General features: G+C 37.7%; 15 protein-coding genes. 1 reads left to right on the top strand and 14 read right to left on the bottom strand.

Annotated features, from left to right (window positions below; all coding sequences use genetic code 11):
- Positions 1-420: 420 nt before the first annotated feature.
- The gene (locus LI951_RS08900; protein WP_229441906.1) at positions 421-1,932 is read right to left on the bottom strand and encodes a L,D-transpeptidase family protein; all 1,512 of its coding nucleotides are present in this window, start codon (positions 1,930-1,932) and stop codon (positions 421-423) included.
- 474 nt (positions 1,933-2,406) lie between these two features.
- Here LI951_RS08900 and LI951_RS08895 point away from each other — a divergent pair, with 474 nt between their 5' ends.
- Complete coding sequence (locus tag LI951_RS08895; RefSeq protein ID WP_229441905.1) at positions 2,407-2,991, top strand: YdcF family protein; 585 nt, start codon at positions 2,407-2,409, stop codon at positions 2,989-2,991.
- A gap of 117 nt (positions 2,992-3,108) precedes the next feature.
- Here LI951_RS08895 and LI951_RS08890 read toward each other — a convergent pair whose 3' ends face one another.
- The 13 genes from LI951_RS08890 to LI951_RS08830 all read right to left on the bottom strand — a co-directional run bounded on the left by LI951_RS08890 (position 3,109) and on the right by LI951_RS08830 (position 17,402).
- Positions 3,109-7,359: an LPXTG cell wall anchor domain-containing protein gene (locus LI951_RS08890; protein WP_229441904.1), complete on the bottom strand. Its 4,251-nt coding sequence runs from the start codon at positions 7,357-7,359 to the stop codon at positions 3,109-3,111.
- 599 nt (positions 7,360-7,958) lie between these two features.
- On the bottom strand, positions 7,959-8,678 hold the full coding sequence (locus tag LI951_RS08885; RefSeq protein WP_202069058.1) for a YebC/PmpR family DNA-binding transcriptional regulator: 720 nt from the start codon (positions 8,676-8,678) through the stop codon (positions 7,959-7,961).
- A gap of 77 nt (positions 8,679-8,755) precedes the next feature.
- Complete coding sequence (locus tag LI951_RS08880; RefSeq protein ID WP_202069060.1) at positions 8,756-9,931, bottom strand: nucleotidyltransferase; 1,176 nt, start codon at positions 9,929-9,931, stop codon at positions 8,756-8,758.
- A 79-nt stretch (positions 9,932-10,010) separates the two neighbouring features.
- Complete coding sequence (locus LI951_RS08875; protein WP_229441903.1) at positions 10,011-10,748, bottom strand: class I SAM-dependent DNA methyltransferase; 738 nt, start codon at positions 10,746-10,748, stop codon at positions 10,011-10,013.
- Position 10,749: 1 nt separating this feature from the next.
- Entirely contained in the window at positions 10,750-11,088 is a 339-nt protein-coding gene (rsfS, locus tag LI951_RS08870; protein ID WP_202069102.1) for a ribosome silencing factor, read from the bottom strand.
- A 27-nt stretch (positions 11,089-11,115) separates the two neighbouring features.
- Positions 11,116-11,706: a bis(5'-nucleosyl)-tetraphosphatase (symmetrical) YqeK gene (gene yqeK, locus LI951_RS08865; RefSeq protein WP_202069103.1), complete on the bottom strand. Its 591-nt coding sequence runs from the start codon at positions 11,704-11,706 to the stop codon at positions 11,116-11,118.
- Positions 11,696-12,343 (bottom strand): nicotinate-nucleotide adenylyltransferase, encoded by a 648-nt coding sequence (locus tag LI951_RS08860; protein WP_202069064.1) that lies wholly within the window; start codon positions 12,341-12,343, stop codon positions 11,696-11,698. Before LI951_RS08860 ends, yqeK begins: the two co-directional genes overlap by 11 nt.
- A gap of 80 nt (positions 12,344-12,423) precedes the next feature.
- Positions 12,424-12,735: a ribosome assembly RNA-binding protein YhbY gene (gene yhbY / locus LI951_RS08855; RefSeq protein ID WP_202069066.1), complete on the bottom strand. Its 312-nt coding sequence runs from the start codon at positions 12,733-12,735 to the stop codon at positions 12,424-12,426.
- A gap of 28 nt (positions 12,736-12,763) precedes the next feature.
- Complete coding sequence (yqeH, locus tag LI951_RS08850; RefSeq protein ID WP_229441902.1) at positions 12,764-13,873, bottom strand: ribosome biogenesis GTPase YqeH; 1,110 nt, start codon at positions 13,871-13,873, stop codon at positions 12,764-12,766.
- Positions 13,870-14,397 carry a YqeG family HAD IIIA-type phosphatase gene (locus LI951_RS08845; RefSeq protein ID WP_202069068.1) on the bottom strand — a complete coding sequence of 176 codons (528 nt, stop codon included), beginning with the start codon at positions 14,395-14,397 and terminating at the stop codon, positions 13,870-13,872. Before LI951_RS08845 ends, yqeH begins: the two co-directional genes overlap by 4 nt.
- Positions 14,398-15,108: 711 nt before the next feature.
- Positions 15,109-15,843 carry an amino acid ABC transporter ATP-binding protein gene (locus LI951_RS08840; RefSeq protein WP_202069069.1) on the bottom strand — a complete coding sequence of 245 codons (735 nt, stop codon included), beginning with the start codon at positions 15,841-15,843 and terminating at the stop codon, positions 15,109-15,111.
- 11 nt (positions 15,844-15,854) lie between these two features.
- Positions 15,855-16,544: an amino acid ABC transporter permease gene (locus LI951_RS08835; protein WP_202069070.1), complete on the bottom strand. Its 690-nt coding sequence runs from the start codon at positions 16,542-16,544 to the stop codon at positions 15,855-15,857.
- 15 nt (positions 16,545-16,559) lie between these two features.
- Positions 16,560-17,402 (bottom strand): transporter substrate-binding domain-containing protein, encoded by an 843-nt coding sequence (locus LI951_RS08830; RefSeq protein ID WP_202069072.1) that lies wholly within the window; start codon positions 17,400-17,402, stop codon positions 16,560-16,562.
- Positions 17,403-17,521 lie beyond the last annotated feature (119 nt).

Here is a 17,521-nt window from a genome sequence, read left to right as displayed (position 1 = left end):
AAGCCCCAGTATCTATGTTAGATACTAGGACGAATATTTCGTGGTTCCACCTAATTTTAAACAAAGTAAAAAACCCTGTTCCTTAAATGTGGTAACGGTACAACCGCCTCTGCTTCAACAAAGGTTTCAAAAGTGGTCATCCCCTGCGCATATCCGGAAAACTTTCAGCTGTGTTTTTCCTCTCTGTAAGACTGCATCTCAAGTTCAGTTGTCTTTTTCTTCAATCATGTTATGTACCCATTTAATCACTTCTCAAATAAAAAAGCAAGCCCTTCGTGAGAATAAAAATTAGTCTTCTTTTCAGAAGCTTTTTATTCAACGATTTCTGCCCAACAAAAGTCTTCCAAGAATACAAAAAATTAACTAAAAAGAGCTTCTGAAGCTGAAAACCTCAAAAGCTCTTAACTATTTTCGTTATTTTTAAACCGGTGTACCATAATCAACCGGCTTGTCGAATTCACCTGGAGCATCATCATAGATAGTACCGTAAATAATAACAGGCATTCCCGGATAAGAAGCGGCAAATAATGGAGCCATTACATTTCCCGGTGTATTAATACAGCCATTACTTCCCAAGGTTGTTTTGTAAGCTTCTTTATTTCCAAAATGTTCCAATTTATAATCTGCATCGTGTATACCAATTTGTGTAACAACTCCGCCATAGCTCAGTAACGGCATCCAATAGCTTACAGGAACATCATAACTTGAACCATCCAGCATCTGACCTTTAAGGCTTGTATTTGTATCCTTGTAAAGAATCGTGTGGAAACCCGGTACAGTTGCAGTTCCTTTATGATAGCGTCCAGTAATAACAGGAGTCTCCAAAGTTTTTACGCCATTTTCAAAATAATACATCATCTGATTATTTAGATCAATTTCTATATATGTCTGATTAACAACCGATGACTGATTAACATCTCCGTCAATCACAGCAGTAACTGTTTCTTCCAAATTAGCACTATCTAATGCCTGAACAACTAAAGGGATCGTTTCAGCAACATTCAATGACCAGCCATAGCTGCCATTATTTTTATATTGTCTCGTTTCACCATGCACATTGGTAAATGTGATTGGCTGACTGACAGCAGAATACTCCAAACTGATCTGATTTAACCAGATTTCAACAACACCTGTATCAACTTGACCTTCATCATTGATGAAGCTTTGCAATGTTTCTTTCGGAATCTCTACTGTTTTATCGCTGACAGCAACAGTTATTTTCTTATTCTCTTTTTGCGTGAGAGCAGTTAATTGCTTCTTCAAGTCTTCATTGTCCTGCAGTACAGCCGGTTTCTGATAAAAATCAGCTACATTATAAATATAGTTGCCGGTATTTTTCTCTACGTCAGAAATTATTTTATTCATAAGACTCTCTTTATCAATGACCGTTCCATTTTCTTCAGGAACAATTTGGAAGCCAGTATCCAAACGCTCAATTCGTGCATCTTTGCTTGGCGTTCCTTCAGCAAATGTCAACTCGTTCAGTTTAGCTTCCAGTTCTGTCTTAAATGACTCATTCAAAGGCAGTTCAATTGACTGGCTTCCAATATTTTCATTCAAATATTCTTTTGTAACCGCATATTTTTCAGGAATTTGGATTGTCTGTTTTTGTCCATCAGCAGTCTCAATCACGATATCTCCGGCATCAGTATTCAAACTTTTCAATTTTTCCTCAGCAGCACTTACATTTAACCAGCCTATTTTCACACCATTTGCTTCTGCAGTTGGTAAAAAGTGAGACTGAAAAAATACATATCCTACCACTAAAACCAGCGTAAATAAAGTTACAGCAGTAACAAGAGGGATAGCTATTGTCTTATTTTTAGCTGTGCCTTTTTTTATCGGTTTATCCGGATCAGCCTGCTTTGTCTCTTTAACTGGCTTATTTTGTTTATTTCTTTCCGAACGAGTAGTGATATTTTTTTCATTCATTTTAACAAACTTCCTTTTTTTATCATTTGATTTTATGGTCAAAATTCCCAGTTATTTCACTCTTGATAAATCAATTATCTCTAGAACTATACATTTTTCTATTCTACCATATAATCTCGAAGGATCGTAGACTTTATTCAGTTATTTTATGAATAAATTTGGAAAATACATCAATTTATCACTTTTATTTTTTTTAATTCATTATATATATCTTTAATCATATAGGATTCAACAAGTGATTTCTATTAATTTGCCTGAGAAAATAGAGTATTTCCCATCGAACCTCAAGAATTAATTAATGAGTTTAAAAATTATTTAAAGTGCAGTGAAAACAAGACCTTTTCGTACTTTCTCGTTTACACTTAATAACGTCAGACTATCATTACAAAAGTCAAATTATTTAATTCAATGATTAACAAAGCCTACCCTGCCTGCCAAAGTAACGGGGTATAATGACTAGCAGCAAAGAGGGGAATGAATGAAAAAATTAAAAAAGTACTAGCAGTTATTGTTATTTTGTGCAGCATATATATTGGCTCCATATTTTTTCTGATTTTAAAGGGCACAAAAGAAATACCAGCAGCTGAGCCGGATACAATCCTTATTCTGGGAGCACAAGTACGAGGTCAGAGTAAAGAAACTGCTTATCCCAGCACAGTGCTGAAAGAACGCCTAAATACAGCAATCAGCTATATTGACGAAAATCCTCAGGCGGTTATCATCGTTTGCGGCGGACAAGGTTCCGATGAACCAGATTCCGAGGCAAATGTTATGGCAGGCTATCTGATTGCCAACGGTGTCAGCTCATCAAGAATCATTCGCGAAGATCAATCCACCCGAACAAAAGAGAATATTACCAATGCGCTGGAAAAAAGAGACTTGGGAAAAACCGTAATTGTAACTAGTGATTTCCATATCTATCGCTCTAAACTCCTGGCAAACCGCTTAGGAATTGAGGAACTAAGCGGATTACCTGCCAAATCTGAATCCTCTGTTACAGCGAGAATGTATGCCCGGGAGATTATTGCACTTAGCTATGCAGTCCTTTTTGACTGGTAACAACCTTACTCAGAGACAGACAACAGAATGAATTAAAAAATAAGTGTGATTTTGGTAATTACCGTCAAAACCACACCTATTTATTTTAGAAAGAATCACTTTGAATAATCGATTACTTTATTTCACATGCCTTCTTTTTCTTCTCTTCCAGAACATAAGGGAACCAGCCAAGCCGGTCATAAGCATTCCGGCACTTTGTCCGGCTGTAGAGTCTTCTGTTCCTGTATTTGGTAACCTTCTTTTAGAACGAGTGGTTGAAAGTTGATTTTCAGGCTCAGCTGCAATACTTACAGTATTTGTATAAACAGGCTGTGCTTTTTCCACAGGTGCAGTCAAAGTAATAGGTGCGGACGGTACTTCTCCTGACATGGGTGCTTCGATCACTGTTGGTTCTGTTGGTTCAGTAATCTCGACTGGCTGTTCCACTGGAGCCGCAGCTTCTTCTACTATTTCTGGAGCTGTGACTTCTGGAATGATCGGCTCTTCTACAGCAGGTACTTCTTCAATCACTTCAGGTACCTCTATAGGTTCAGGAGCTGTTACCTCCTCCAAATCATTTAGTTCGGAAGGAGCTTCAGGAGTGATAGAAGCCACTGCTTCTTCACTGTCCCATTCCACATCCGTTACTGGTTGAGATACACCTGGCTCAACAACAGAATCAGTTGGTGCGGAAGCACGAGCTTCTGTAAGAGTTGCCTGAGTAATGCCAGTGAGGTTATCATTAATTGTCATTTCTGAAACTAATGACGGTGCTTCAATTGCAGGAATCTCGTATTCTGCAACAGGTGAAACTGCTTCTGGCTCATTGAGTACTTCTGGTTCTATTGGTGCAGCAAGCAGTTCTGGAAGTTCCTCCTCAGTGGGTTCAACCGGTATCAATGCCAAAGGTCCTGGTTCTGCTCCAAGTGTTTCAATTACCATAGGAGGAATTTCCGAAATTGGATCTTCTACATCTTGACCGCTTAAATACCTTGTATAGGCAACAAAATTCCCAAGTGAATGAATCCATACGTATATAGAAGTTTTTTTCGAAATAGTAGCATAGTCTCCAAATTCATCCAAATTATTTTCTATTGTTGATCTTACTCTTTTTAGGATATTATTGGCGTTCGTTGGAAGCGGATCAGTCTCCTCACCCATTATTACACTGTTTTGAGTTGCATTATTAAATACTTCAATAGCATCAGCTAACGCTATTTTGGCCAATTGCCATTCAGCTGAAACCTCCCTCAAATAGTCTGCAAGTTTTTCAAATTCCGTCACTTGATCATTTGAAAAAGTCTCGTAAGTATCTATAAGCAACTGACGATTTTCCGGAGTATCTTCCATCTCCAACAATATTTCATCAGTTAAGCCAATTAAACTATAATTCTGACTGACTGGAACATTGATTACTGCCACCCAATCATCTAAATCATTATTATAAGGATTTTTTTCTCCCCATCCTTCTGTATATTTTGTAAACGCCTCTTGATAATCAGCATATGCCTGATAATATTGTTGATAGATTTCAGCATTCTTAATATTATTTGTCATCGCTGTGCCAGCCTCATTAATATAGTCAGCCAGCTCATCACTAAACGACTCCGGAGTATAAACAGGACTTGATGAATTTCCTAACTTATTGTTATAGTCATCGCTTGCAGTCTGGTATGCTTGAATATCTGACCAAGAGTCTAAAGCCTCAGTTAATTCAACTTTTGCATTTGCATAATCAACTTGCCATACCTCAATCTCAGCTGCAATATTGACAAGATTTTCCTGTGTAATGGAAGGAAAATTATTCATTACAGAGTTCATATTTGTCACAGCAGTACTAATTTTTTGTTCAGCACTTAATGCAACTTGATACGCACTTTCAACTACATCATATAATCTCTGTACTTCATCATATTCCTCTTTTGCAGTTGTATATTTTACTAACATAGCTTGATATTTTGTGTTTGCCTCTGTAAATTTGTCTGTAAGTTCCAGTAATTTATCTTTTGCTTCAATATAAGCGCTTTGAGCTGTATTATGAGCTTCAAAAGCATTTGTATATGCCTGATTCACTTCATTATACTTAATTTCCAACGCAGAGAACTCCATCTGTAAATCATCATACTCTCCCTGTACTACTCCATACTCTGCTTCATGGAATACTTTCTCATTCTGAGCATCGCTAAGTTTACCTAAAGCAGTTTGGTAAAGAGCATAAGCTTGATTATATTTTTCGTTCAATTCAACATATGAAGCTGCTAAAGCTGTGTACTCATTTTCACGAAGCTGATAAACAGCTGCAACATCTGCGATGGCTTCCTGAGCAGATATATAGGCTGCAGATACAGCGGTATATTCTGGCTCCAAAGCTGTCAACTGCGCAGTTACTTCCTGATACGCAGCTTTTGCTTCATTATATTGCGCTTCCAATTCGCTGTATTGAGTTTGAACAGTGACCATTAAAATACCAAGACTGTTATAAATTGCTTCTAGCTGAGAAAGTTCTGTTTGAAGTTGAGTCAGTTCATCCTTAAGAGACTGCTGCTCTAACAATAAACGGTCGTATTCTGATCGGGCTGCTTCATATTGCTGATTGACAGCATCATAGAAAGCTTTTGCAGCAATATACTTTTCTTCCGTCGCTTCGTAAATTGCTGAACCGTTGATAAATTCTGCTAAAACAAGATCATAAGAATTATTTAACTCCATATATTCAGCTCTTACTTCATCTGATTCTGTCAAAGTTTTTTGATAAGCTGTTTCTGTTTCTGTATAAACCGCCATTCCTTCAGCATATTTACTGCTTAAAAACTGATAATCTCTTTCCAACTCCTGATAGTCACCTTTGGCCTGCTCCAGTTGAGCTGCTAAAGTATCATACTGTTGTTTAACTGCTTGATAGGAAGTAGTAGTTGTTTGATAATCAACAGACGCTGTTTGATAAACTGTTTGTGCTTCTTTGAATTCAACACTTAATTGATCAGCCTGAGCTTTAACTTCCTGATACTTTATATTAATTTCATTATAGCGATTATTATTTTCATTGTATGTTTCTAAAGCAGATTGATACTCTGCCGTTCCTTCTTCATATTGAGCAAGAAGTTCTTCTGCTGCAATTCGTTTCTCGTTGTAAGCTTTCAGCTCATTTTCATAAGCTTCGAGTTGTGTATTATGAAATGCCCTTTGCTGATCATAGGCTGTTTTAGCAGTCTGATAAACAACTGTCTTTTCTTCAAAAGCTGTTTTTTCAACTTCATAAGCCGTTCGCTCGTTTTCGTATTGACTAGCTAATTCAGTTAATTGAGCAGACAATGTTTCATAACTTATTTTTGAAGCTTCATAGGTCTGTTTGGTCGTTAAATAGTCATCCTTAATCTGATTATATGCAGCAAGTTGCTTTTCATAACCGCTGATTAAAGCAGTTAATTTAGCCAAACGCGTTTCATATGCCGTCTTTTTAGTTAAATATTCATCTTTCTTTGTATTGTACTCCTCTAACAGAATATTATATTTGCTGAGCTCCTGATCATATTGTGCTTTTTCTCCAACATAAGCTATTTTAGCAGCCTCTAACTCTGCTTTTATCCCCGCATACATCTCTGCAGCCTGATTAAAAACTGTTGCTGAGACAGCATAACTATCTTTCTTATTAGTATATTCATTCAGTAATGTTTCATAAGAAAATTTCCCCTCATTGTAATCTGTCAACTGAGTATGGTAAGCAAGTTTCGCATCATTATAAGCAGCCTGAACCTCTTCATAAGCCTTAGCAGACTCTTCATATTCAGTACGCTTGCTTTCATATTCCATGCGTAGTGATTCATACGCAATCTTTTTTGTTTCAACATCATTATTTAATGTTTCATATTCAGAAAGGGATGTAAAATACTTATTTTGTTTAGCGATAAAAGCAGATTTCATCTCTTGGTAAATAAGCTGTTCAGCTTCATAATCAGCTTTTGCTGTATTGTAATCAGTTACTGTTGCTTCATACTCGGCTTTGTTTGTTTCATAAATTTCTCTTACAGCATTATAATTTTGAGCTGCAGTTTCAAAAACAGCTGCTTGATCTTGATACTCTGCTTTCAATGTCTCTAATTCAGTTTTCAATTGTTGTGCCACAGCATATGTAGCATCTGCTGTATCCTTCAATCCATTGTAATCTGCAAGAGCCTGATCATATGTTACTTTAGCTGTTTCATACTCATTTCTTGCATCCTGATATTCAACCAGTGTATTCGCATAATTTCGTTGAACTGCAACTTCTGCTGAAGATGTAATCTGCTCAGCAAAAACAGACAACGAACGAATGGGAGTTACTGCCCCCATGAGAATCGTATTTGAATACAATAAAAACTTAAATGAGCCCTTTTTTAACGAATTATTCATTTTGTATTTCATTCCCTTCTTTTTTTTAAAAAAATTTTTAGATCAAATCTATAAAATAGTTGATTTAAAAGATATTTGTATTTACATAAAATTAATTATACAATACATATTGGCGTTTTAATTACCATACTTTTAGAGATTTTTCTAATTTTTTGAAAAGACAATATACTTGACATAAAGAAGACAACAGATTAATATAATATGTTTCATTTAATCTAAAAAGTATTTTATAACAGTTCTCTTTGTTTATTCTCTAGTTTTTAACTGCTTTTTCTAAGCCCGTCTTTGATATTTTGAGCTCATAACTATACTCTTTCCATCCCAATCAATTAAAGTAAATTATTTTCCTTTTTTTAAAAAATTTGAGGTTTTTGCCAGTTCAGTTGGATTAAGCTTCGTGTTTTCTCATTTTTTTATACATTATGCTAAATTATTGAGAAAACATTCATTTCATGTTATTATGAATTCAATCTTAGATTTCATTTTGTGTTTCCCTTCGTATTAGTGTGTGATGCGGAGGGTTTTTTATTTTTCATTCAAATAAAAAAAAACCTACTGTCGGGTTCGTTAATTGAACCGACAATAGGGTTTCATAATTTTTATTCTCCTAAGTCCACGTTATGGTGAACCTTTTGAACATCTTCCAAGTCATCCAAGACATCAATCATTTTTTCAAATTTCTCTAAATCATCACCTGTTAAAGTTACTTCATTTTGAGGAACCATTTCCAATTCAGTGACAGAAAACTCTTCAATTCCTTTTTCTTTCAATGCTTCCTGAATAGCATGCAAATCTTCCGGCTCACCATAAACAATGATTTGTTCATCTTCCTGAACTACATCGCGTACGTCAATATCTTTTTCCATCAGAAACTCAAGAATATCATCTGCATCATTGCCTTCAAATCCAATAATCGCCGTATTGTCAAACATGTAGGAAACTGCGCCGCTGACACCCATATTCCCTCCGTTTTTCCCAAATGCTGCCCGTACATCTGCTGCCGTACGATTTACATTATTTGTCAACGCATCAACAATCACCATTGAACCATTTGGGCCGAATCCTTCATACCGCAGTTCAGAATACTGTTCATCACCTGAACCTTTTGCCTTTTCAATTGCGCGGTCAATAATATGTTTTGGTACATTGTATGTTTTAGCTCGATCGATTACAAACCGCAGCTTTTGATTTGCATGGGGATCAGGATCACCTGATTTCGCTGCAACATAAATCTCTATTCCAAATTTTGCATAAACTCGGCTGTTGTTTGCATCTTTAGCAGCTTTTTTCTCTTTTATATTTGCCCATTTACGGCCCATATTCTCACTTCGCTTTCGTCTTATTCTTATTGTTTGCTTTGCAGCCTTTCTTATTATACTTGCCAGAACAAGTTTTGTTAAGCATTTTTTATTCGAATGGGAAATCGTCCGCTATTTTGTTCAGCAATCCCATTATTCCCCAACTGATAAATTCTGTCGCATTTAACCCCTATTTTAAAATATTTTTCTGTATTCTTCATTTGTTTAGTCAGGATTGGCAATTTGCTCTTCTTTTTTTGTATTTTTAGATAGCTCTGACCTTTTTCAGTCATTCCCAGAATATTTAGATAGCTGTTGTTCCATCCTTGATAGATTTCTTCAGCAGAAATATTCGTTAGGATATAGACTGCCAGTCGTTGAAGTCGTGTCCATGTATAGCGTTTCGTTTTAACAGATTCTATAAATTGATGGAACGTCTCGGCTTTCAATGCTTTCTCTTTTAAACGATACTCAATTCCTTCCGTCATCTGATAAATCTGCTGCAGTTCCTCATAGGACGAACTAATCAGACGATACTTCAAAAGCGGCCAATAATCTTCCCATGATACTAATTTTTTCTGTGTCAAATCTATTAGTGTCTGGTCAGGAATAACCATTTTCAAAGCTCCCCATTGCCCTTTAAATGCGCCATTTCTGACAGCAGTCGCACTAGCAAATTCCTGATGAATCTTTTCTTCATTATATTTTGACACATTTCTTTTGATAGGCAGCAATGACATGGGATGCTCATACTGAGCATTCTCTTTTGCATAACTCAAACCCAATATATGGTTTGGAGAAGAAAAATCCAAATGCAGTGATGGATACAATTCTTGAAAAACTTGTGTCATCTGTCGTGAATAACTCAAATGCTGCTGATTTATTTCTTTGTATTTTCGCTCAATTAACTGCTGATTCGCTGCTGTAAATTCTCCAAAACTCTGATAATCATTCTCCGATGGACTATCCGTTCCGAAACATAAAGACTCACAGTTTAATGCCTGAAGCAGTTTTACACCGCCACGAGCAAAATAATCTGCCGATTGAACTGCCCAGTAAAATGGAAGCTCTACAACCAAATCAACACCATTCTTTAAGGCTTCAGCTGTACGCATCCACTTGTCTATAATTGCCGGTTCTCCTCTTTGAAGAAAATTGCCGCTCATAACTGCAACAATCACTTCTGCCTTAGAAGCTTCTCTGGCTTTTTCAATATGATAAGCATGTCCATTATGAAATGGATTATATTCAACAATTATTCCACAAGCTTTCATTGACAAACCTCCCTCACCAATAAGTTAAAAAGCTGAGAAGGCGGCTTTTCGCCCGCTGCTTCCCAGCTTTATTATCTGTTTATTTCTGACAAACGAAAAACCATCGAGTCGTTGTTTCCTTTGGTTCCTCATCAGTAAAATCCCCATAAACCTGAATTTCTGAAAAACCGCTGCTTTCCAGCATCATCAAATAATTATCCAGTGAATAGGTCCGCTCCTGATGCAGCTCATCTCTTCGAATAAAGACTTCTCTTCCTTCTTCCTGCTTCACAAAAAAAGTCAGAAAGTGTTCAATGCTGTGCTCTTTTTCTCCCGGATAACTATCCCAAAGAAAAGCAAACTCTTCTGTTTGATAATGATAACTGTAATCAGGAAAAATTTCATCCATCTGATAAATGGAGTGAACATCAAAAATAAAGGTTCCCTGATCTTCCAACGCCTGATAGACCTCATCAAATACTTGTTGAACATCTCTTCGACTTTCCATATAACAAAGAGAATCTGAAAAACAAGTAATTGCTTCATACTGACCAACTTCCGAAAGCTCCAACATGTCTCCCTGTACAAATTGAATGTCCATGTCTTTTTCATTGGATCTTTTGCTGGCAATTGCCAGCATTTCCTCTGACAGATCCAAAGCAGTAACTTCAAACCCGGCTTCAGCAAAATCAACCGCCAAACGTCCAGTACCACAAGCCAGTTCCAAAATACGTTTTGTCTGTTTTGGTAAATGCCTCATTGAAAAAGCCAGCCATTGTTCATACAATGCTTCATCCATTACTTCATCATAAACAAAAGCAAAGGTTTTGTAGGTCATGTTAGCTTACCCACTGCTCTGTATTTACCAATGGTGCATCTGACCAAAGTTTTTCCAGATTATAAAAAGTTCGTTCAGAAGTTTGAAATACATGAACGATCACATCTCCAAGATCGATCAGTACCCATTTCCCGCCGTCTTTTCCTTCAATTCGTTTAACTTCAGTTCCAGCCTCTTCTTCTTTTTCGATGATTTCTTCAACAATTGCGTTGATTTGCCGCTCACTGTTTGCCTGACAAATCATAAAGTAATCTGCCAGCAATGAAATGTCTTTTACTTCCAAGCCGACAATCTCTTCCGCTCTTTTTGAATCCGCTGCTTTAACAGCAATTTCTAAAATCCTCTGACTATCTATGATTGTTCCCTCCTATTTTCTGTTCACAACCCACTGATTATATGTTTCAATCGTCTTTGGGTAAATTTTCTGTTCCTGCTCAACTAAATGAAGCAGTGTGTGCTTCGTTTCATAAGCAACTGCATCGTCCAAACTTATCAATGCAATCTCTCTGGCTTCCTGAACACCAGGAAATGTTCTGTTCGGCTCAATATAATCGGCAATATAGATGATCTTAGCCAGCAGACTCATTTCTTCTGCACCGGTTGTATGCAAGCGAACAGCTGTTAAAATTTCTTCATCATCTATTCCCAGCTCTCTTTGAATCATATCTGCACCTACAAGTCCATGCCAAATTGCATTTCCATAATTCAACAGCTCAGGATTATAGCCGTCTCTTTCAATAATCAATTGAAATTCATCATCCGGACGTTCTTTTGCATAATCATGGACTAATGCTGCAATACTCGCCTTTTCCTGAGAACAATTGTACTTTGACGCCAGTGCAACAGCTGCTTCTTCAACACCTAAAACATGCTGAAACCGCCGTTCACTCATCTGCATCTGCACTTTCTGCATCAGCTCTTCCCGTTTAAAAGGAGTATATCTTCCACTAAATTCCATCAACATACAATCCCTTCTCGTAGATATAGTTTATCACATTATCAGGAAGAAGATAGCGTACAGTACATCCCTGAGCTATTTTTTCTCTTATCATACTTGAACTGACATCCATTTGAGGTGTATCTACCCAAATAATCGGATAAGGTGTTTCCACATCATAATTAGGACGCCGTGTTCCAACAAAATTCATCATCAAAATCAATTCATCAATCTTATACCAGGTTGGTAAATAGTTTACCATGTCTCCGCCAACAATAAAATAGTAATCCGTATCGGGATTATTTTGAATTAACGCTTTCATGGTATCGTATGTATAACTTTTACCTTTTCGAATTATTTCAATTGGTTCTACTGCCAAATGACTGTTTCCTTCAACAGCCAGCTCCAGCATGGCCAGACGGTGACTGCTGTCTATAGTCATTTTCTCATCCACATGGGGAGGTAAATAGGAAGGCATCAAATACACTTTATCCAAGCCTAACTGTTGGTAGACCTGCTCTGCCATCATTAAATGGACATTATGAACCGGATTGAAATTTCCGCCAAGAATTCCCACTTGTTTTCTTCTTTGAAAAAGCTTCAATTTTTCCTTAACAATTGGTTGAGTTCCTCTTATCGCACGGGCAGCTGCCTTCATCGATTGATTCCTCCAATAACTTTGCTACTTTGCTAGGCCCTGTCTGAAAACTCTAGTGGCGAGTACTTTCCAGACACATCCTAAATTGATTTAACTTCTTTAGAATATTTCTGATATTTTTCTTTAGACGATGGCTTGAATACAACCAATACACGTCCAATCACCTGAACAACATTACAATGAATCTTCTTTTCCAGTATTTCAGCCACATTTTCTGCCACTTCATCTGTATTCTGCAATAAGCTGACTTTAATCAATTCACGTTTTTCCAAAGCCTCATTGATCTGAATAATAACTTCTTCATTCAATCCGCCTTTGCCAATTTGAAAAATCGGCTGCAGATGGTGTGCCTGGCTACGTAAATAACGTTTCTGTTTTCCTCTTAATTCCACAAAAATCCTTCTTTCCATTGTTGATATTTTAAATCAACGCTTTTCTCTTTAATACTTCCACACCTTTTGGCGCCCAACCCGCCACTACGGCTGCTGATTGGACCGTAATCCAGCCTAAACCGGCAAAGACGATATCTGTTTTTTCTTTAATCGAAAATTCAAAACGCACCAGCTCCGGAAATTCTGCGACTTCGTCCGGTCTTGGCGGCTGGAGCAGCCCGCCTAAATGTTTTTCATAAAAGCTGTCAGCATTAGCCAGCTTTGTACGATGAATAGTCAGGTCATTTGAAGCATAGGCAATGAACGAACTACGATTTCCCTGAATAAAATCAAAGCGGGCCAGCCCGCCTAAAAATAACGTCTGCTCCTGATTCAGCTGATAGATTTTTGGTTTGATTTCCTTCTGCGGCGCAATAAGCTTCAAGTCTTTCTTTCCAAGATAATAAGCCATTTGATGACGATGGATAATTCCGGGTGTATCTATCAAAAAATGACCGTCAGCCAAAGGTATCTCTATTTTGTCTAATGTCGTCCCTGGAAACTGAGAAGTGGTAATAACATCCTTGACACCTGCTGTATTTTTGATGATCTGATTGATCAAGGTTGACTTTCCAACATTAGTTACACCAACAACATACACATCCCGACCTTCACGATACTTTTCAATCACAGCAAGAAGCTCATCCATTTCATGCGCTTTTTTTGCACTGGTCAGCAGTACGTCAACCGGACGCAAGCCCTGCTCGTGAGCCCGCTCTTTCATCCACTGAATCATTTTTCCTTTTTTCAACGACTTAGGCAGAATATCTTTTTTATTCCCCACCAGTAAAACAGGATTATCCCCAATAAATCGGTGCAGTCCGGGAATCAGCGAACCATTAAAATCAAATATATCTACTACATTAACAATCAGTGCATCTTTGCGTCCCAGTTCGTTCAGCAGACGCAGGAAATCATCATCGGTTAAATGAACATCCTGAATATCATTATAGTGTCTCAATCGAAAACAGCGCTGACAATAGACATCACCAGTTTCCAGACCCTTATCAAGAGCTGCTTTCGGAGTGTACCCCAGTTCATTCGGATGCTCTGTCTGAATAACAGCTCCACAGCCGATACAATGAATTACTTCGTTCATTCGAGTCCGCCTTTCCATACCATATCAGGATTTTTCTTTGTCAGCTGCTTCATAATCAATCGCTCAAAAAAACGATTAATTCTGGTGTTCCATCCATCCGTGTCCACAATTGGACGAACTAAAATACTGCGGACTCCTGCAGCGTTTGCACCTCTGATATCAGTCATGATCTGATCACCAACCATGACAAGCTCTTCAGGTTTTAAATTCAGCATCTCTTCCGCTTCCTTAAAGCCTTTTGTTAAAGGCTTCAACGCTCTGGAAACATAGGCCAATTCAAAATTTTCAACAGCACGCTTAATTCTGCTGGCTTTGTTATTAGATATAACAACGACTGGAAATCCGGCATTTCTCATCTCTTCGATCCATACCAGCAGTTCTTCTGTCCCATCAGGATTATTCCAGGCAATCAGTGTATTATCTAAATCTGTCAAAACAGCTTTAACACCTAGCTTCCGCAGCTGTTCAGGTGTGATTTTATAAATGGCATCAACCATCCAAGTAGGTTTAAATTTTGAAAACATGTGGACTCCTCTCACTATCTATACAATAATTCTTGCTCTTCATCAGCAATTTCGCCGGAAGCGAACAAATAGCGGGACAAAATCTGCTTCTGATATGAAGCTGCATGACTTTTGCCCCGACCTCTTCTGTAGTATTATACTGCATTTCACTAAAAAATTCTATAAATGCCGCTGAGGTTGCTCGACAAAGCTTGAAATTCTTTAGAAAGACAGACTAAAATAAATAAAATGAAGCCATTCGGAAAGATTAACCGAAAAAAGCAGCCCTTCCACACCCTATTCAAATTTTACAAAACTGTTATCTGTCTATCAGAAACTGCAAATAAAAGAGAGAGGGACAGAAATAAAGTTCCACTCTCTCTTCGTATCTACCCTCGAATAAACGGCCGTACAAAAGTAAAAATTCTTTTTACGACGAGTAACCGCAGGAGCAGCTCCTTCGGAATTAAGCCGAACGATCCTGAAAATATGAGAACCTCAAGGTCCTTCACCGAGTAGGTAACAGGACTTCAGCTACTCTGCTAAAGCAATCCTAGTGAAGCCTGTCAACTCTCGTATGTTTCCTACGTAGAAGTTGAGGTGCTCGAAATGCAGCGTAGTGTATCCATTCACAGCTATTCATTCTATGAATCGTGTTCCTTTACAATTTTCGGATATTCCTTCTTAATTCTCGGAGCTGATCGCTTTTGTCCCACCCTCGTTGCCATTGCTCTATAAAACTTTTCCAAGAAAATCTTTCGTTCGACTGTTTTCAGGATACTCGAAAACAGCTTCAGGTGTTCCTTTTTCTATAATTTTTCCTTCATCCATAAATAGAACAGTATCTCCCACTTCTCTGGCAAATCCCATTTCATGTGTGACGATCACCATGGTCATTCCTTCTTTCACCAGATCGTTCATCACATTCAAAACTTCGCCAACCATTTCAGGATCTAAAGCGGAAGTAGGTTCATCGAAGAGCATAATATCCGGTTCCATCGCCAATGCTCTGGCAATGGCAATTCTCTGTTGCTGACCTCCTGACAAAGATTGAGGATAATCATTGGCTTTCTCTTCCAAACCGACTTTTTTTAACAGCTTTTGTGCCGTTTCTTCAGCCTCCTCCTTAGACAATTTTTTCACCTTGATTGGAGACAGTGTCAGATTCTCAAGCACAGTCATATTTGGGAAAAGATTGAACTGCTGGAATACCATACCCATCTTTTCTCTCATCTTAAATATATCATTTTTCTTATCTGTAATATCTGTTCCTTCAAAAAATATTTGTCCGGAAGTAGGAACTTCCAAAAGATTCAGGCAACGCAGAAATGTACTTTTACCTGAACCGGAGGGACCGATAATCACAGTTACTTCTCCTTGAAGCACCTGATAATCAATCCCTTTCAGAACTGAAACCTCTCCAAAATTTTTATGGAGATCTTTAACAGTAATTACAGCCTTTTCCACAAAAATCCCTCCTAACGATGATAGCCTTTTCCTAATTTTTTCTCAAAAGCAGCCAGTGCTCTTGATGTCAGGAATGTCATGACAAAATAGATTGCTGCTGCAATATAATAGGGCTCCAGTGGAATATAGGTACTGGAAATAACTGTTTGTGCACTGCTTAAGAGCTCATTAATACCAATAATGGACAGTAAAGAAGAATCTTTAATTAGAATAATAAATTCATTTCCCAAAGCAGGAAGAATATTCCGTAAAGCCTGTGGTAAAATAACATACCTCATCGTCTGAATTGGGCGCAGCCCCAAAGAATGTGCTGCTTCTGTCTGTCCATAGTTCACTGCATTAATTCCTCCACGGACAATTTCAGCTACATACGCACCGGAATTTAGAGACAGAACAATCATTCCTGGAACCAGACGACCAAAGTCAATTGTCAGAATCCCAATCGGCATATTAAAAGAAGGAAACAGATTCTGCAGCAGACCGAAACCAATCAATACTTGAATCAGCATTGGAGTACCGCGAAAAATTTCAATGTAAATATTCGCCAGCCAACGTAGCGGTGCTGCTTTGGATAGTTTCAACAAAGCAATTAATACCCCCAGCATTGTCCCAAAAAAGACAGTTACCAGCGAGATTATAATCGTTACCGCTGCCCCGGATATAAAATATTGAACATAGGTTTCTAAAAATGAAAAATTCATTTCTCTTCCTCCAATTTATTCTTCACTGCTTTTATCAGATAGTTCCATCGCAGCCTTAACATATTGATCAATAGAACCATCCGCAATCATTTTTTCTAAAATCACATCAATTTCTTTTTTCAGATCATCCTGACCTTTAGAAAATGCAATGGCAAATGCTTCATCTTCATTGGAAGTCAGTTCGATATCCGCCATCATTAAATCAGGATTCTGATTAATATAAGATTCAGCAATTGTTTCTTCCAGTACCAAAGCATCTATTGAACCTTGGTTTAACTCGACAATTAGATTTGGTACGCGCGGAATAGAAACTTTCTGTGTATCAGGAAGCTGAGCTTCCACAACGCCTTCTTGAATTGAGCCTTTCTGTGCACCTACTTTTTTCCCATTCAGTGAGTCAATGCTTGTAAATATATCTTTATTGTTCTTATTGATCACAATTTTTTGAGGCGGATTGTAATATGGAGTGGAGAAATCAAATGTTTTTTTCCGTTCCTCTGTTGCTGAAATACCTGAAACTGCAATATCAACTTTATTCTGCTGCAAAGCAACGAGAACTGCATCAAACTGCATATCCATAAATTCAACTTCCACGCCAAGTTTTTCTCCAATCGCTTTAACCATATCAATATCTGAGCCGACGATCGTATCTTTACCGTCGACCAGTGTTTTAAATTCAAAAGGGGCAAAGTCTGCCGATGTTCCGACCACTAATGTCCCCTTCTCTTTAATTTTCTCCAGTGCACTTTCTGAGTTGGCACTGCTGCTTCCGGTATCTTTAGTCTCCCCATTCCCTCCACAACCTGCTAATACAAACACTGACAAAGCGGCAATAATGACTGCTTTCAATTTTTTCATACTGAATACTCCTCCTAAAGTTAAATGATTAAGTGGGTTTATCATACCACAACAAAAATGAAATTTCATCCATTTTAACACTTTTTTTGAAAAATTATTCATTTTAATAGCTATAACGA

It is taken from the genome of Enterococcus sp. BWT-B8, assembly GCF_020567625.1.
Classification (GTDB): domain Bacteria; phylum Bacillota; class Bacilli; order Lactobacillales; family Enterococcaceae; genus Enterococcus_L.
The sequence above is the reverse complement of the archived record's forward strand: the minus strand, read 5'-3'. Positions and strand labels throughout refer to the sequence as shown.

What these genes read in the sequence shown, in the direction of transcription:
- LI951_RS08845 (WP_202069068.1), bottom strand. Translation starts at nt 14,397, where the DNA reads ATGTTTTCAAAATTTAAACCTACTTGGATGGTTGATGCCATTTATAAA.
- LI951_RS08860 (WP_202069064.1), bottom strand. Translation starts at nt 12,343, where the DNA reads ATGAAGGCAGCTGCCCGTGCGATAAGAGGAACTCAACCAATTGTTAAG.
- LI951_RS08895 (WP_229441905.1), top strand. Translation starts at nt 2,407, where the DNA reads ATGAATGAAAAAATTAAAAAAGTACTAGCAGTTATTGTTATTTTGTGC.
- yqeK (WP_202069103.1), bottom strand. Translation starts at nt 11,706, where the DNA reads ATGGAATTTAGTGGAAGATATACTCCTTTTAAACGGGAAGAGCTGATG.
- LI951_RS08835 (WP_202069070.1), bottom strand. Translation starts at nt 16,544, where the DNA reads ATGAATTTTTCATTTTTAGAAACCTATGTTCAATATTTTATATCCGGG.
- LI951_RS08880 (WP_202069060.1), bottom strand. Translation starts at nt 9,931, where the DNA reads ATGAAAGCTTGTGGAATAATTGTTGAATATAATCCATTTCATAATGGA.
- LI951_RS08875 (WP_229441903.1), bottom strand. Translation starts at nt 10,748, where the DNA reads ATGACCTACAAAACCTTTGCTTTTGTTTATGATGAAGTAATGGATGAA.
- LI951_RS08900 (WP_229441906.1), bottom strand. Translation starts at nt 1,932, where the DNA reads ATGAATGAAAAAAATATCACTACTCGTTCGGAAAGAAATAAACAAAAT.
- LI951_RS08885 (WP_202069058.1), bottom strand. Translation starts at nt 8,678, where the DNA reads ATGGGCCGTAAATGGGCAAATATAAAAGAGAAAAAAGCTGCTAAAGAT.
- LI951_RS08890 (WP_229441904.1), bottom strand. Translation starts at nt 7,359, where the DNA reads ATGAATAATTCGTTAAAAAAGGGCTCATTTAAGTTTTTATTGTATTCA.
- yqeH (WP_229441902.1), bottom strand. Translation starts at nt 13,873, where the DNA reads ATGAACGAAGTAATTCATTGTATCGGCTGTGGAGCTGTTATTCAGACA.
- LI951_RS08830 (WP_202069072.1), bottom strand. Translation starts at nt 17,402, where the DNA reads ATGAAAAAATTGAAAGCAGTCATTATTGCCGCTTTGTCAGTGTTTGTA.